Here is a 14,491-nt window from a genome sequence, read left to right as displayed (position 1 = left end):
GTACTTCTAAAACTAACCTATGAAACTCATCGTTATTCTTCTGATATTGCTATTTTCTATAGCGGTGTCAGCCCAAAAGGTACCCACTACCCTTCCTTTTTCCCTGGAAAACAATTCTGTTTATGTATACTGTAAAGTCAATAAAACTGACAGTATAAAGTTCCTGTTTGATACAGGCGCCGATGGTTCTGTCATCAATATCAATGCAAAGAAAAAAGTACCGTTGAAAATTGATGGACAGTCTGAAAATAAAGGATCAAACGGAGTGAATACGGTTGATTACAGCAGCAACAATACAGTACAGTTTGGAAACATTCAGAAAAATGATATACAGTTTACTCTTATTCCCTATGATTCCGCAAATTTTGACGGGGTTTTCGGAACGGATCTGATGAAGGGGAAAATCATTGAAATTGATTATCATCAAAATAAAATCCGTTTTTATGAAGAAAATGATCTGTCCATGGATTTAGCAGGATATGAGAAAGTAAAGCTCCATATGATTGACAATTATCCTGCTGTAGAAAGTAGTATAATAGTGAATGATAAAGAATATTCAGGCTTTTTCGGGCTTGACAGCGGAGCGGATGATGCGCTTACCATAGCTTCTCCTTTTGCCAAAAGTAATGGGCTGGTAAAAGTTATGAAAACCATAGGCAAAGCCACGGCAAGAGGCTCTGATGGCTCAGTATATGAAATGCCTGTTGTTCTTTGTCCGGCTGTAAAATTCACCCAAAAATATCTTTATAACCTCCCGATTACACTTTCTGCCTCCACAGAAGGAATTGATGCTACCGAAAAAATGGCAGGATTTTTTGGCAATCAGTTTTTGAAAAGATTCAATACTGTGATTGATTTTAAGAACGGGTTTATTTATTTTAAACTGAATAAAAACCTTTATTCGGGGTTTAATTAGCTGTAAGGGTTAACTATACAAATTTCATCTGTCTGTAGTCATAATATTTTTCCACCTCAAAAATCCACGAAATAAATTAATAATGAATAAGTTATGGTTTTTTGAATTTAATTGCTTAATTTTGCACCCCGAAAATAAGGGTTAGAGATATGAAAAAAATTGGTGAGCACAGAACACTTCTTGGAGTAGATAAAAATGTTACTTTAAAAGAATTAAAGACGATTTACAGAAATGTGATGAAAGATACACATCCTGATAAATTCATTAATGATGAATCCGGAAAAATAGAAGCTGAAGAAAAAAGCAAGTCTGTAATTGAAGCATATCATTTTTTGGTAAGTATCAATTCTGAAACACAGGAAAAATACAAAGAAGAATATACCGAAACCATTACGAAATCTAACATTCAGGATTTTTATCTTGAGAAATCGATTTTAACGGTTCAGCACCTGAACGGAAATATGTACGAGTACATGGGAGTTCCTAAAAATACTTATATCAAAATGATCAATGCTGATTCACCAAGCCGTTTCGCAAGAAGACACATCTATGGAAACTTTATCTACAGAAAGTCCGGAGAGGCTATGGCAGATTAATTTTTCTACATTACAATATATAAAAGCTTTCAGTACATGCTGGAAGCTTTTTTGTTGCCAAAAACCGGATATTATGTTTTGGCTAAAGCCGATAATGAACATTATAGAATTAAGTGGGCTAAAGCCCACTCCTATTGAATATTTTAATTAGGTTTGTCATTCTAAGAAGGAAGAATCTCATTTGTAATCTATCCATGAGATTCTTCACTACAATTTATTTCGTTCAGAATGACACAGACCAATAATTTAACCTAAAAACAATTTTATTTTTCTCTACATAGGTATATTGCTATATGATTACTCATCAATAGAAATGGGCTTTAGCCCATTTACAATAATAAAACTCATCCTTCGGCTTTAGCCAAAATCTATATTATATATCAACATAAAAAAGCGCCTCAGAAATTCTGAGGCGCTTTCGGTTAATTAAAGGTTTAATTTTTATTTATCTAAATGTTTCGGAGTAAATCCGTCTTCATTTAGTTCTCTGTGTACATAATCTGCCTTCATTTCAGCTTCGTAGTCTACTTTTGTATCTTTACCCATTCTGCGTAAAACAGAGTCAAATAAAGAGTATACTACCGGTACAATAATCAAGGTAAGGAATAGAGACGATGTCAAACCACCAATTACTACCCATGCAAGACCTTTGTTCATTTCAGCTCCTGCACCTGTTGCCAATGCGATTGGTAACATACCGAAGATCATCGCAATCGTTGTCATCAGGATCGGACGAAGACGTGCGTGGTTGGCCTGTACCAAAGCATCGTGAGTATTAGCTCCTGCAGCTTTTCTCGCGTTGGTAAAGTCAACGATAAGGATAGCATTCTTCGCTACAAGACCAATCAACATGATCATCCCTAGCATGGTGAAGATATTCAGTGAGTTTGCAGTTAAGGCAAGGATCACCATTACTCCAATCATCGCTAACGGGATTGAGAACAATACCACGAAAGGATATACAAAACTGTCATATAGTGAAACCATTACCAGATATACCAATACGATAGCTGCTAATAAAGCAATTCCTAAAGTACCAAAACCTTCCTGCTGGTTTTCCATATCTCCACTCCAGATATAATCTACTCCAATAGGTTTTTTGTTGCTGTTCATAAACTGGTTTGCCCACTCATTCGCTACGTCCCCTACCGGTCTACCTACTGCTTTTGCTCTTACTTTTACCGAAGGTGATTTATCTCTACGTTCAAGTAAGCTTGGTCCTGAACCCATTTTTACTTCAGCAAACTGGCTTAAACGAACCTGCTGCCCCTGAGGGTTTGTAAACATAAGGTTTTTAACATCATCAATGGATTGTCTGTTGACATCTCCAAAACGGATATTGATATCGTATTCATATTCTCCGGCTCTGAATTTCCCATCTGTATTTCCGTTGAATGCAGTCTGCATTGTCTGTCCTACATTTGAAAGATTTAAACCTAGAGAAGACATTTTATCTCTGTCAATACTCACCTGAACTTCCGGGCTACCTGTATCTGTTGATAATTCAGCATCCACAGCTCCCGGAACTTTTTTCAATAGTTCTAGGATTCTTGTTGCTTCTTTTACTGCTGTTTCGTTATCAGGTCCTGTTACTACCATTTCAATCGGAGCGTTTTCAGCACCCATGATACCAATTGGAGCAGTTTTGAATTCAACTCCTGTGAATTTCTCTTCTAACTGTCTTTTTATCTTCGCAGCTTTGATGTTGGTACTTTCAGAACGTTCAGACTTATCTGTTAAGTTTACTTGAACCTCAGACTGATACGTTGTTGCCTGAGCACCCCCAAAACCTGTAGACTGCTGTCCAACAGTTGTAATAAGGTCTACAACATCTTTATCGTTTCTTAAGAACTTCTCAACATCTAATGTTAATTGGTTTGTTTTTTCAACGGTTGCATCTTTTGACAATTCCATTTGTACCAGGAACTGGCCACGGTCGATTGGCGGGAAGAACTCTCCTCCAATGAAACCGAATGCTACCAGCATGAATGAACTGATTAAGACAATGAATGTAATCACTACTGTTGAGATTCTTCTTAATGTCGTTTTCAGACACCATTCAAGGATTCCTGTGATCCAGTGTGTAAACTTGTCAATTAATCCTTCAAACCAAAGAATGAATTTCTCAAACCAGTTTTTACCTGTTAAATGTTCCAGCTTACCAAATCTTGATGATAACCAAGGAATGATAGTAAATGAGGCCAACAATGATAACAAGGTGGCAATAACTACCGTGACGCAGAACTGTGCCAGGATGTTGGCTACAAGACCTGAACTCATCGCAATCGGTAAGAATACCACCACAATTACCAATGTAATCGCAGCAACGGTAAATCCGATCTCTGAAGCTCCGTCATAAGCTGCTCTGATTTTGCTTTTACCCATCTCCATGTGACGGTAAATGTTTTCCAGTACTACAATCGCGTCATCCACCAGGATACCTACCACAAGGGACAGCCCCAGCAAACTCATTAGGTTCAAAGTATAACCCATCAGGTTCATTCCGATGAACGCTGCCACCAATGAAGCGGGGATAGAAACCATTACGATAAATGCGTTTCTGATACTGTGAAGGAATAATAACATCACAATCGCCACGAGGATAATCGCCAGGAATAAGTCGAAAATAACGTGGTTGGCTGATTCAAGGGTAAATTCTGTAGTATCATTTACGATTTTTACTTTTACACCCTGAACTTTATAGGCTTCTTCTACTGTTTTAATTGTTTTCTGAACACTTTCAGATACTGCTACCGCATTCGCATCAGATTGTTTTTTAACCTGCATCAAAATGGTCGGGAACTGGTTGAATCTCGCTACTTTTTCAACATCTTTCTGAGAGTCAAAAACTGTTGCAATATCAGACAAACGTACCTGAGCACCATTTTTATTGGAAACAACAAGGTTGTTCATTTCCTCAGTAGACTTATATTTTCCTGAAAGTCTGATCGTAGATTTTGTAGTTCTCGTTTTCAAACTTCCTGTTGGGAAATCAAGGTTTGATGATAGGATTGCCTGTTGTACGTCTCCAATTGAAAGTCCGTACCCCTGTAATTTTTTCTCATCCAGATTCACCTGAATTTCTCTTTCCTGTCCACCCACAAGGTCAACCTGAGCTACACCATTTACACGGGAGAAAATAGGTTCAATCTTTTTATCCAATAAGTCATAAAGATCCTTACTGTTTAGCTTATCAGATGAAATACTCATCGTGATAATTGGTAGATCATCCAAAGAGAATTTGTTCAGAGAGGGTGCTTTCACGTCGTCCGGAAGGTCTGCAAGGATAGCATTTACCTTTCTCTGAGCATCATTCAAGGCGTAGTCTACATCGGCACCATCATTCAGCTGAACCATGATTACGGATAAACTCTCATATGAAGAAGATTCTACTTTTTTTACGTTTTCCAGGGAACCTACGGCATCTTCAATCTTTCGGGTCACGGATGTTTCCACCTCTGCAGGGGAAGCTCCCGGATATACCGTAGATATTGTTACCATGTTGGTTTCAAACTTCGGAATCAATTCGTATCCCATGAGTGTATAACTCAGGATACCTCCCAACGTCAGAATTGTAAATAATACAATTACCAGCGAGGGTCTTTTAATCGATATTTCTGCTAACTTCATAGATCTACTACTTTATAATGTTCACTTTAGATCCATTGTCCAGATTGATCTGTCCGCTGGTTACTACCTGCTCTCCTCCATTCAATCCACTTAATACCTGAACTTTATCTCCGTAAACTTTTCCGATGGTTACTTTGATCAATTTAGCAACACCATTCTGAACAACGAATAATTGTCCTGAGCTTACCCCATTTACAAAGGCTTCCGCAGGAACTGTCAGCATATTCTGAGTTTCTGCACCATTATTTGTACTGAATTTAGCGGTTGCATACATACCTGCTTTCAGGTTTCCTCTGTTCTGAACTTCAATTTCAACAGGGAAATTCAAAGAAGCATCACTTTTAGGAGCAATGAAAGTAATTCTACCTACGAAAGAATCTTCAGGTAAAACATTTACTTTAATCGGAACTTCCTGACCTAACTGAATTTTTCCGATCTGGCTTTCATCTACTAAAACAGAAAGTTTTAAGCTGTTGATATTAACGATTTCAAACATAGATGTTCCTACCGAAACAACTGTTCCAGGTTCTACCAACTTTTTATTGATTGTTCCGCTGATCCCTGCACGGATGCTGGTATCATTCACTCTTACTCCCTGAGCTTTCACAGCTGCCTGTGCATTTTTCAGCTGAAGTCTTGAATTATCAACCTGCTGCTTTGTAACACCTCCTGTTTTAAAAGCATTTTCGTAACGCTGATTATCGATAATAGCATTTTGTAAGTTATTCTGGGCCTGTGTAACATCCACTTCAATAGCATCTCTCTTGATAGTTGCCAAAACCTGACCTGCACTTACTCTTGAACCTTCTTTTACCAGAACGCTTACAATACGTCCGGCAATTTCAGAAGACTGGTTCATTTCCTGCTTAGGAATGAATGTCCCGTTGGCTGAGTAGTCTGTATCAATATTTTCTCTTGTAACAGTGACAATATTAACGTTGATTTTATCTACCTGCTTAGCAACTTCTTTTACTTCCTGCGTCTGTTTTTCTTTGTTCCCGGCAATCTTGTAAGCGGCTAAACCTACCAGTACTGCTGCTACGATGATATATATTAAAGTTTTTTTCATTTTAGTTTATTATAAGTTTTGTAGTGTGTTTAGTTCACCCTTAGCTTTTATCAGCTTGATCTCTGCCTGTTTGTAATCCAGCAATGCATTAGAATAGTTCTGTTTTGCCTGTGTCAGAGCATTCTCAGAATCCAGCACTTCTGTAAGGGTTGCTAACCCATACTGATAATTTGCCTGCGTATTTTTCTGAACTCTTTCTGCCAATCCTACATTATCTTTCATGCTTTCAATATTAATCAATGCATTTTCCATATTGGTGACCGCATTTTTATAATCTAAACTTAAGCTCAACTGAGTGTTTTCAATATCAACATCAATATCCTGAATATCAATTTCAGCCTGATTGATTTTCGCTTTTGTAGCTCCTCCGGTGAAAATAGGAATATTTACATTCAAACCAATTGCTGAATAATCGCTCCAGAGAACTCCCTTACTAAGACCATTTGTCAGCGGGAATTTTGCTCCGTTTGCTCCCCATCCGTAATTCGCAGTAAGATTTACTGATGGATAAAGATAAGCTTCGGTCGCTTTTTTATTGAAAACCAAAAGTTCCCTGTTTTTGTTTAAAACTTTGATCTCTGTACGATCATTCAGATTTACGTTGCTCGCAATCAGTTCAGGCTTTGGCTGTATTTCTTTTTCTTCAAGCTCGATGTCTGTAGAGATAGGGATTCCCATATAAAACTTCAGCGCATTTTTTGAAAGTTCAACAGAGTTGATTAAAGTCTGTTTATTGGAACCAATATTAGTAAGCTGAACATTTGTTCTGTCTAAATCGATTGCCTTTGCCAATCCATTATCAACTAAGCTTTTAATAACATTTCTTACTTTTTCAGTATTGGCATAGCTGGCAGTTACCGTTTTAAGATTTTCCTCCTGTACGAACACCTGATAATAAGCTGTTGCTACATTTTCAATAATCTGTTCATTGGTTAACTGGGCATTCAGTACATAAAACTCTCTTGTAGATTTTGCAGCTTTAAGTCCTGTAAATACTCTCTGATCAAAAATCGCCTGCTGAAGTTGTACAGAAGCTGTAGACCCCCAAGGCTGCCCAAACTGAGCCCTGATTTTCTCTCCTCCAAATTCCAGCAAAGATTCCTGAATAATCGGGTTATAGGTTAAGCCCGCCGTCGCAGTGACCTGTGGAAGAGCACCGGCTCTGGCCTCATCAATCTTGTATTCGGCTTTTTTGACCTGTAAAGCAGCTTTTTTAGCTTCTGCTTTATTTTGAAGTGCCTGTTTTATTGCTTCCTGCAGGGAAACCTGCTGCTGGGCAGACATCAATGTAGAGCCGAAAATCATAAATGCTGAAGCTATCCCAATTTTTAGCTTTGTAGCAGTTATACGTTTTCTATTCATAATTTTATACTTCGTTTATTTTTTATTTAATTTTCAGTCATTATTTATTTCTAAATGACGAATCATTTTCATAAATACTTTAGTTTTTTTTTAATTTTTGAACAACATATTAATAATAATCTCTTTTCGCTCAGAAATGATCTTATCATATTCTTCATCATTAATTAATAAATTTTCCATAAATAATGGTCTTATGGCGCTTGGGAACACTAATAGAGCAACCATATTAAGAATAAACTGCACAGGTGCCATTTTTTCTATATTTCCCAATTCCATTTCTTTTTCGATGTCACTATACATTTCATTCAGGATATCTTCCTCAATTTCTCTGTGATGGCAGGTTCCTTTATTGATCTGCGATACAATATATGTTTCCAGATACGGATACTGAAGACTTGTAGAAAGACTGCTTTCTATGAACTTGCTGATCTTTTCTTTAAAAGGCAGAGCAGAGTTCTGAATAATCTTTGACTTTTCCTGTTCTACTCTCTGAGCTTCATCAAAAATGATCTGGATAAGCTTATCTCTTGAACGGAAATAGTAATTAATAAGCGTTCTGTTCACTCCTGCTTCATCTGCAATCTCCTGCGTAGTAGCATCAAATTTTCCTTTCACAAAGAATAAATTCTTCGCTGTCTCCTTGATCAATTCCTGTGTTTGGTCTTTTTTTGCTTGATTTGACATTTTTGTTAAACAAATTTGTGCAAATTTATACTAAAATTTATTTTTGACAAAATTGTTAAACAAAAAAATTAAACAAAAATGTTATGACATCCATCATGTTTTTTGAATTTAAAATTTGGGATAAAAAAATAATTCTCTTCAATAAAAGATCATTGAAGAGAATTATTTTACGCAAAAGAACAACGATTGATCGCTTCTCGTAATTAATGGAAGGAAACAAAAAACGAGCAGAAATTTCTGCTCGTTTTTTGTTTTATAATAATTTGATTTTGTCGTCCAGAATATCAATAATCTTATCTTTATAAAGTCCTCCGATCGCCTTTTTAAAGTTTTTCTTACTCATCTGAAGTTCATCCTTGATCTCTTCAGGAGAAGACTTATCTGACACATACAGAAGTCCATAGTTTTCTTCCAGCCTGTTAAGAATTTTCTGTTTGAACTCATCAATATTTTCAAAACCTTCCGGCTGTAAAGAAATATCTATTTTCCCATCTTCACGGATGGTTTTAATATATCCTTTTTCTTCTGATAGCGGATACAGCTTTTTGAAAACATCGGAAGCGTATATCAAACCAATGTATTGTTTGTTGATCACCACATTCCAGCCCAGTTCACTTTCGTTCATCATAAGCAGATCTACTTTGTCTCCTTTTTGAAACGGAAGATTTTCATACTGCGGGTTTCTCTTGAACTTTGTAGTACCCGTAATCAGCTCCATATCTTCATCTACATAAATATAAACCAGATATCTTTTGCCTTCGATAATTTTGGTTTTCTGCTGTTTGTAAGGGATAAATAAATCCTTAATGATTCCCCAATCCATAAAAGCTCCACTTGGAAGACTCTGTACACAGCTCATCACCGCAAACTCCCCTACTTCAGCCAATGGGATCTCAGTAGTTGCCTTTAATTTATCGTCATCCTGATACACGAAAACTTCAACTTCATCACCTGTTTCTTTTTCATCCTGAATAAAGATTTTAGGCAGAAAAGCTTTTTCTCCGGATTCATCTACGAGAATCCATCCTGAATTAATTTGTTCTGAAATTGTTAAAGTCTGAGTTTTTCCGAGTTGCATTGATGATAAAATTAGCTGACAAAGGTACGGAAATTTGAAGATGCCAACCTAGTCAATACCATTATAATTCTTTTAAAGGCTTATCTTTATCTTTTGTAAAGCCCCTAAAACCTTTATATTTGAACAAAAACAATCATGAGAAAGTATTTCATCCTACTTCTTATTTTTTTAACGGCTATTTCAAAAGCTCAGCTGTTGGAAAAAACAGCGCTGAATATTTCATATCGCTACACCGGAAGAAATGTTCTGCAGGCAGGATTGGAATACAGATTTGGTGAAAGCTATGAAGGTTCTATTATTATTGGACCATCTCTGCTTTATACTCATGTAAATGATACAGATAAATTGATTCCCGAAATCAACATCAATATTCTCCGTGCCGGACTATTACTTGGAATTTCCGGCAATCCATACTCACTGGAACCAAGAATCGGTGTCTCGTTGTTCAATGCGGTGTTTCTGAATAGTGGCTATGCCTTTCCGATTCACAGAGAAAAATATTTTAAAGGGGTAACTTTTGGAATCCAGTTTAATATTACTCCGAAGCATTCTAAGTTTTATGATAAGCTGAAAATCATGTAGAAAATACATTTTGGCCGAAGCCAAAGGATTGGTTGTAAAAAAATAAACGGACTGTAGCCCGTTTATTTTGAATATAAGATTTCTCAGAGTTTAAAATAACCGAGAAGTATATTTTATAAGTTAGAAATATAATCCATCAGTTCCCGTTTGCTGCTTTCAAAATCAAAAGCATCATACACCATAAAATATCGGTTTTTATCTGCACAATTACGGTACATAGATTTAGCGAGTGCCAATTTTTTATTATCAAAACTGATTGCTTTTACCAGATCTCTTATTTGTGCGGAAGTGAACATAGAAGTTCGCATCTGCTGATTGATCATAGCAATTTTCCCATCGTCAAATCTCTCATTACTCATCATCATATCAAAAAACTGACGGAAAGAATTATTATCCATTACATTTCCCTGATGAGACCAGTCTCCGGACTGATTTCCGTAAGGATTATTCCATACGTCATTCCAGTCATTAAAGCCATATTGACCCTGAACGGGATAAGAATCCAAAAGGTATAAACCTTCATTGGTGAAAAAATCCAACACTATTCTGCTATTATTTCGAAGCATCAAAGTTGTTCTGTACATCAGAAAACCGTTCTCGTAGATGGAAATAGGTATTCTCCCCGACGACAAATCAAAAAACCTGTATTTTCCGGAACCGTTTGCCATCATCTGATCTCCAACTTCAACAGTAAAAAAGCCTTGCTCAGGTATTCTCAGAAAAACTTCCGCATAACCATAATTTCTGTTCCATTGATAATTTGGACGGGTATTTCTGTTTCCCTGAGGAGTGTTATTGTTTCCGGATCTGGACTGATCGAACGTTTTATTTCTTTCATTGAAGCTTTTCGGAGCCTTCATTTCTGTGGTGGAAGCTTCATTTTTTAATAACTCACCTGCTTTTCCTGCTTCCTGAGCAAATGAGCTCATCCCTGCTAAAAGCATCCAACTGATAAAAATCTTTTTCATACACGAAATTTAAAAAGTCAATCTCCATTTTCATGCCAAAAACCACATAAAAAAGGCTGTTTCAAAAAAGAAACAGCCTTTAATTTTAAATATTTAAATGATTAAATCTTTTAATCAATTATTACATATGGATTGGTCTTTTCCCTGTAGCATCCAATGCAGCTTCTTTAATTGCTTCTGCATATGTTGGGTGAGCGTGAGAACTTCTTGCAATATCTTCAGCACTTGCACGGAATTCCATAGCAATTACTCCTTCAGCAATAAGGTCAGCAGCTCTGGCTCCGATGATATGCATTCCTAAAACCTCATCTGTTTTTTCGTCTGCAATAATCTTCACAAGACCATCAACATCACCACTTGCACGGCTTCTACCTAATGCTCTCATTGGGAAAGATCCTACTTTGTAAGCTACCCCTTCTTCTTTCAGTTGCTCTTCAGTTTTACCAACTCCTGCAACTTCCGGCCAAGTATAAACAACACCAGGAATCAGGTTATAGTTGATGTGAGGCTTTTGTCCTGCTAATGTTTCAGCAACAAAAACTCCCTCTTCTTCAGCTTTGTGAGCAAGCATCGCACCTTTGATAACGTCACCGATTGCATAGATATTAGCTACGTTAGTTTGCAGGTGGTCGTTTACTTTTACTCTTCCTCTTTCGTCAAGTTCTACCCCTGCTTTTTCAAGTCCAAGACCGTCTGTATAAGGTTTTCTACCTACAGAAACTAAACAGTAGTCTCCTTCTACTACTACTTCCTCTCCTTTTTTATCTTTAGCGGTGATCTTTACAGTATCTCCGTTTCTTTCAACCGCAGAAACCGCAGTAGAAAGCATAAACTTCATTCCTTGTTTTTTAAGAACTTTAGTCAATTCTTTGCTTAAAGCTCCATCCATTCCAGGGATGATTTTATCCATAAATTCTACAACAGTTACCTGAGCTCCTAATCTTAGGTATACAGAACCTAATTCAAGACCGATAACACCACCTCCGATTACTACTAAATGTTTAGGAATTTCTTTAAGGTTTAAAGCTTCCGTAGAAGTAATCACTCTTTCTTTATCTAAAGAGATGAAAGGCAATGCAGATGGTTTAGACCCCGTTGCAATGATTGTATACTTAGATTCGATGGTTTCAGAAGAACCGTCGTTTTTTGTAACTTTAATCTGAGTAGCAGATTCGAAGCTTCCCACTCCTTCAAAAACAGTAATCTTGTTTTTGTTCATCAGGTAGCTGATTCCATCTGTATTCTGCTTGATCACTTCGTTTTTACGTTCGATCATTCTTGCGATATCCGCTTGCGGCTCATTGATGATAATTCCGTGACCTGCAAAATTGTGTTTTGCGTTTTCGAAATGCTCAGAGCTGTCAAGAAGCGCTTTTGACGGAATACATCCAACGTTAAGACAAGTTCCGCCTAAAGTTGAATATTTTTCAATAATTGCTGTTTTGAAACCTAATTGTGCTGCACGGATAGCAGCAACATAACCACCGGGACCAGAACCTATTACGGTAACATCGAATTGACTCATGTTATTCTATGAATTTGTTTATTATTATCTATCTTAATTCTCACAAATTTACATATAAATTACCAAGCACCAAAGTGAGTTTTATCAATTTTAAAAATGATAATTATATGCTTTAGTTTTATGAAAAATGTTATTTTATGAATTTTATATTTTCCTCACTTCCTTCCTTCAAATAAATTGCAGTAAAGATGAGTGGTTTTTCTGCTGAGGCATTATCAAAATGAAGAATATTGGTATTTTTAGGTTCATAGAAAGCATCTCCCTGATGAAGGATAACTCTTTCCTGTCCTTCTATCTGAAAAACAGCCTCTCCTGAATTGATGATTCCTAAAACGGAACAGGGGTGTAGATGTTTCGGAGCTCCCTGCCCTGCAGCCATTGTTATTTCCTGAATCTCTGTGGATTTTACTTTCTGATCAAGAGCAGTTTTTAACAACTCTTTTCTGGAAATTGTCTTCTGCTGAGCGATTATTACAACAGAATTCAGCATTAAAATAACGATTATAAACGGCTTCATAAATTTGATATTTAATTGTATTGCTTATTCTTAAGTCAGCATAAAATACTACAAACTCACATTCAATTTTCCTTGCCCGAATTCTCCTGTACTTTCAAAAAAAGATCCTCCATATACATACCATTCAAGGTTTTCCAGATACTCTACCGCATTTTCCGGGGTTATTTGAGGACGGTCTTTTTTAGAAACAATTCCTTTGTACCATCTTCCTGATTTGGAAAAACTTTCATATTCTACAAAATAATGAATCCATATTCTTTGACACAACTTGCACTGTTGAATCGTTACTTCTCCATATCTCCCGTTTGTATGATCAATTCCTAATGCTGAGCTTCTATATTCTGTATAATTTGAACTAGGCTTCTCACAGGCGCATCCTAATTTTTGGATTTTATTCATGAATAAAAATTGGTTTTCAGATAAAATTTATAACTCCAAAAGTAAGAAATTAACCACTCATAAAGCAAATAAGGGTTACTAAGGTTTTATTAAATCCAGCAATACCTTTTCATATTTATCCAGAATAATATTCTTTGAAAACCTGGATTTAATAGAGTTTCTTATGGCGTCTCTATTATAATTGTTCTGCAATACCTTTACAATCTGTTGGGCAAAACCATCATAGTTTTCAATATCGGCGACTTCACCATTTACATTATGCTGGATAATTTCATTAATTCCTCCGGGACAGTTGTTAGCCAGAGAATAGGTACCGCAGGCTCCTGCTTCCAGAAGTACATTCGGGAATCCTTCGTATCTTGAAGAAAGTACAAATAGATCTGCATATTTCAGATATTGGTAGGGATTATCCTGTCTGCCATGGAAAATCACTTTTTTTAATCCTAAGAGTTCTTTGGTCTGATATAAGATATCCTTATCTTTTCCGTCACCCAGAATATGAAGCATAATATTTTCATTCTTCAGTCTGGAAAAAACTTTCAACAGGTTATCAAACCCTTTTCTGGATGATAAGTTACCAATAGCCACTACATTTTTATAATTGTATTTAAAGCATTCTGGTTTTAAAGACAGTGCCATTTTATCTTCAATAAAATCAAAGTCTACAGGATTATTGATCTTGACAATTTTTTTCTTTTTAATATTAAAATTATCAACAAGATCCTTCATCATATCATCACTCTGAGCAATGATTCTCTGATAGTTGTTGTAAAAATTATAGAAAAACTTAATCTCTTTACGGGTTACATGCTGGGTTACCACATTGGTTTCCCGGGCAATGAATTTCGTTCTTGGAAAAAGCTTTATAAATAATGATAAATAGGCATTTACTTCACCAAAACCTGAAAACACAATATCAGGTTTTCTTCTGTAGATTTCACCTAAAATAGGCTTTAAGGAATGTCTTATTCTTTCAGTATTGATGTCAATAATTTCGACATCTTTTTTAAGAAAATTCAGATATCCGCCTTGTTTACGTAACAGCAAAATCTTGGGTTCAAACCTATCTCTGGAAAGATGGTTCGCTATAGTAGTAACAATCCTTTCTGCTCCCCCGGTTTCTAAGTCCGGCAGAATAAATATGACAGATATCTTTTTCATCAAT

General features: G+C 36.3%; 13 protein-coding genes. 3 read left to right on the top strand and 10 right to left on the bottom strand.

The features are described from left to right. Window positions 1-19 precede the first annotated feature (19 nt). On the top strand, window positions 20-916 hold the full coding sequence (locus tag OL225_RS06925; RefSeq protein WP_264517754.1) for a retropepsin-like aspartic protease: 897 nt from the start codon (window positions 20-22) through the stop codon (window positions 914-916). Window positions 917-1,065: 149 nt separating this feature from the next. Beyond that, window positions 1,066-1,512, top strand: coding sequence for a KTSC domain-containing protein (locus tag OL225_RS06920; protein ID WP_047374300.1), 447 nt, complete (start codon window positions 1,066-1,068; stop codon window positions 1,510-1,512). A gap of 441 nt (window positions 1,513-1,953) precedes the next feature. Here OL225_RS06920 and OL225_RS06915 read toward each other — a convergent pair whose 3' ends face one another. From OL225_RS06915 to OL225_RS06895, 5 genes are all read right to left on the bottom strand, one after another. Continuing rightward, the gene (locus OL225_RS06915) at window positions 1,954-5,142 is read right to left on the bottom strand and encodes an efflux RND transporter permease subunit (protein ID WP_264517753.1); all 3,189 of its coding nucleotides are present in this window, start codon (window positions 5,140-5,142) and stop codon (window positions 1,954-1,956) included. Window positions 5,143-5,149: 7 nt separating this feature from the next. Then, window positions 5,150-6,211 carry an efflux RND transporter periplasmic adaptor subunit gene (locus OL225_RS06910; protein ID WP_105701332.1) on the bottom strand — a complete coding sequence of 354 codons (1,062 nt, stop codon included), beginning with the start codon at window positions 6,209-6,211 and terminating at the stop codon, window positions 5,150-5,152. A 9-nt stretch (window positions 6,212-6,220) separates the two neighbouring features. Beyond that, a complete protein-coding gene (locus OL225_RS06905; protein ID WP_264517752.1) occupies window positions 6,221-7,573 on the bottom strand; it encodes a TolC family protein in 1,353 nt (450 codons plus the stop codon). Window positions 7,574-7,663: 90 nt separating this feature from the next. Continuing rightward, window positions 7,664-8,257 carry a TetR/AcrR family transcriptional regulator gene (locus OL225_RS06900; RefSeq protein ID WP_047374291.1) on the bottom strand — a complete coding sequence of 198 codons (594 nt, stop codon included), beginning with the start codon at window positions 8,255-8,257 and terminating at the stop codon, window positions 7,664-7,666. A gap of 253 nt (window positions 8,258-8,510) precedes the next feature. Beyond that, complete coding sequence (locus tag OL225_RS06895) at window positions 8,511-9,335, bottom strand: S1 RNA-binding domain-containing protein (RefSeq protein ID WP_047374289.1); 825 nt, start codon at window positions 9,333-9,335, stop codon at window positions 8,511-8,513. 135 nt (window positions 9,336-9,470) lie between these two features. Between OL225_RS06895 and OL225_RS06890 the strand changes: the two genes are divergently transcribed. After that, complete coding sequence (locus tag OL225_RS06890) at window positions 9,471-9,917, top strand: hypothetical protein (RefSeq protein WP_264517751.1); 447 nt, start codon at window positions 9,471-9,473, stop codon at window positions 9,915-9,917. Window positions 9,918-10,030: 113 nt separating this feature from the next. Here OL225_RS06890 and OL225_RS06885 read toward each other — a convergent pair whose 3' ends face one another. The 5 genes from OL225_RS06885 to OL225_RS06865 form a co-directional block, all read right to left on the bottom strand. After that, window positions 10,031-10,885 carry a DUF4476 domain-containing protein gene (locus OL225_RS06885; RefSeq protein WP_264517750.1) on the bottom strand — a complete coding sequence of 285 codons (855 nt, stop codon included), beginning with the start codon at window positions 10,883-10,885 and terminating at the stop codon, window positions 10,031-10,033. 121 nt (window positions 10,886-11,006) lie between these two features. Beyond that, window positions 11,007-12,410, bottom strand: a complete 1,404-nt coding sequence (gene lpdA / locus OL225_RS06880) for a dihydrolipoyl dehydrogenase (protein WP_047374277.1) — start codon at window positions 12,408-12,410, stop codon at window positions 11,007-11,009. Between the two features lie 130 nt (window positions 12,411-12,540). After that, a complete protein-coding gene (locus tag OL225_RS06875) occupies window positions 12,541-12,927 on the bottom strand; it encodes a cupin domain-containing protein (protein WP_264517749.1) in 387 nt (128 codons plus the stop codon). A 48-nt stretch (window positions 12,928-12,975) separates the two neighbouring features. After that, window positions 12,976-13,326 (bottom strand): hypothetical protein, encoded by a 351-nt coding sequence (locus OL225_RS06870; protein WP_264517748.1) that lies wholly within the window; start codon window positions 13,324-13,326, stop codon window positions 12,976-12,978. Window positions 13,327-13,404: 78 nt separating this feature from the next. Further along, window positions 13,405-14,487, bottom strand: coding sequence for a glycosyltransferase (locus OL225_RS06865; protein ID WP_047374272.1), 1,083 nt, complete (start codon window positions 14,485-14,487; stop codon window positions 13,405-13,407). Window positions 14,488-14,491: the final 4 nt, after the last annotated feature.

This window comes from Chryseobacterium viscerum, from assembly GCF_025949665.1.
Classification (GTDB): Bacteria; Bacteroidota; Bacteroidia; order Flavobacteriales; family Weeksellaceae; genus Chryseobacterium; species Chryseobacterium viscerum_A.
The sequence above is the reverse complement of the archived record's forward strand: the minus strand, read 5'-3'. Positions and strand labels throughout refer to the sequence as shown.

What these genes read in the sequence shown, in the direction of transcription:
- OL225_RS06915 (WP_264517753.1), bottom strand. Translation starts at nt 5,142, where the DNA reads ATGAAGTTAGCAGAAATATCGATTAAAAGACCCTCGCTGGTAATTGTA.
- OL225_RS06910 (WP_105701332.1), bottom strand. Translation starts at nt 6,211, where the DNA reads ATGAAAAAAACTTTAATATATATCATCGTAGCAGCAGTACTGGTAGGT.
- OL225_RS06875 (WP_264517749.1), bottom strand. Translation starts at nt 12,927, where the DNA reads ATGAAGCCGTTTATAATCGTTATTTTAATGCTGAATTCTGTTGTAATA.
- OL225_RS06895 (WP_047374289.1), bottom strand. Translation starts at nt 9,335, where the DNA reads ATGCAACTCGGAAAAACTCAGACTTTAACAATTTCAGAACAAATTAAT.
- OL225_RS06890 (WP_264517751.1), top strand. Translation starts at nt 9,471, where the DNA reads ATGAGAAAGTATTTCATCCTACTTCTTATTTTTTTAACGGCTATTTCA.
- OL225_RS06925 (WP_264517754.1), top strand. Translation starts at nt 20, where the DNA reads ATGAAACTCATCGTTATTCTTCTGATATTGCTATTTTCTATAGCGGTG.
- OL225_RS06870 (WP_264517748.1), bottom strand. Translation starts at nt 13,326, where the DNA reads ATGAATAAAATCCAAAAATTAGGATGCGCCTGTGAGAAGCCTAGTTCA.
- lpdA (WP_047374277.1), bottom strand. Translation starts at nt 12,410, where the DNA reads ATGAGTCAATTCGATGTTACCGTAATAGGTTCTGGTCCCGGTGGTTAT.
- OL225_RS06900 (WP_047374291.1), bottom strand. Translation starts at nt 8,257, where the DNA reads ATGTCAAATCAAGCAAAAAAAGACCAAACACAGGAATTGATCAAGGAG.
- OL225_RS06885 (WP_264517750.1), bottom strand. Translation starts at nt 10,885, where the DNA reads ATGAAAAAGATTTTTATCAGTTGGATGCTTTTAGCAGGGATGAGCTCA.
- OL225_RS06920 (WP_047374300.1), top strand. Translation starts at nt 1,066, where the DNA reads ATGAAAAAAATTGGTGAGCACAGAACACTTCTTGGAGTAGATAAAAAT.
- OL225_RS06865 (WP_047374272.1), bottom strand. Translation starts at nt 14,487, where the DNA reads ATGAAAAAGATATCTGTCATATTTATTCTGCCGGACTTAGAAACCGGG.
- OL225_RS06905 (WP_264517752.1), bottom strand. Translation starts at nt 7,573, where the DNA reads ATGAATAGAAAACGTATAACTGCTACAAAGCTAAAAATTGGGATAGCT.